Genomic DNA, 1,174 nt, shown 5'->3' with positions numbered 1-1,174 from the left:
AAACGCTTTATCTCTTTGGTTGGTTCAAACCGAGATATGACGGTAGAAGAGGTAGACAAAGTCGCGCAAGGCCGAGTTTGGACAGGTCAAGATGCCTTATCATTCGGTCTTGTTGACCAAATGGGTGACTTCGATGATGCCGTTGAGTTAGCTGCGAAGCTGGCGAACGTGACAGATTACGGGATTTACTGGGTTGAAGAGCCATTGTCACCAACAGAACTATTCCTACAAGAATTCATGAATCAGGTGAAAGTATCCCTTGGTGTTGACGCAACAAGCCTTCTGCCAAAGAGCCTTCAACCTGTGGCTCAACAGTTCGAACAAGATGCAAGTCTGCTTCAAAGCTTTAACGATCCGAAAGGACAATACGCTTTCTGTTTGAACTGCCAAGTACAGTAGATTTTCAGTAAGAAATACAAAGGGCATCTCTACGTGAGATGCCCTTTTTTATTGAGCTCAACATCTCCTCAGATGACTTTCATATGCTGTGCGCCGAGCCTCGCATCTCAAGGTTATTTAGGTATATAATCCCGCCTCTGTTCCCCTACACGAAAGAAAAAACGATGACTAGAAAACACATCTACATCGCTTACACCGGTGGCACCATCGGTATGCTAAAATCGGATCACGGTTACGTTCCTATCGCTGGCTTTATGGAAAAACAGCTTGCCAGCATGCCGGAATTTCACCGTCCAGAGATGCCGGAATACACTATCCACGAATATGATCCTCTTATCGATTCATCAGATATGACACCAGCAGACTGGCAACAAATCGCTGATGACATTCGTGACAACTACGACAAGTACGATGGTTTCGTTATTCTGCACGGCACTGACACGATGGCTTACACCGCGTCGGCTTTGTCTTTCATGCTAGAAAACCTGGGTAAGCCAGTTATCGTTACTGGTTCTCAAATTCCTTTGGATGAACTGCGCTCTGATGGTCAAGCAAACTTACTAAATGCTCTGCACATCGCAGCAAACTACCCAATCAACGAAGTCACCTTATTCTTCAACAATCAGTTGATGCGTGGCAACCGCAGCACAAAATCTCATGCTGACGGCTTTAATGCATTTACGTCACCAAACTTGCCGCCACTGTTGGAAGCGGGCATCAACATTCAGATTAGCAACAGCATCAAGGTGAACGCGCAACCTGAAGGTGAATTCAA

The 1,174-nt window shown here is 45.7% G+C and carries 2 protein-coding genes; both read left to right on the top strand.

Annotation, left to right across the window (positions count from 1 at the left end):
• A partial coding sequence (locus R8N28_RS25920; RefSeq protein ID WP_318183747.1) for a S49 family peptidase occupies window positions 1-399 on the top strand: 399 nt, incomplete at its 5' end.
• Between the two features lie 164 nt (window positions 400-563).
• A partial coding sequence (ansA, locus tag R8N28_RS25915; RefSeq protein ID WP_318183746.1) for an asparaginase occupies window positions 564-1,174 on the top strand: 611 nt, incomplete at its 3' end.

It is taken from the genome of Vibrio sp. Vb1554 (genome assembly GCF_033344235.1).
Note: the sequence above shows the minus strand (reverse complement) of the source record. Positions and strands in the feature narration are given on the sequence as shown.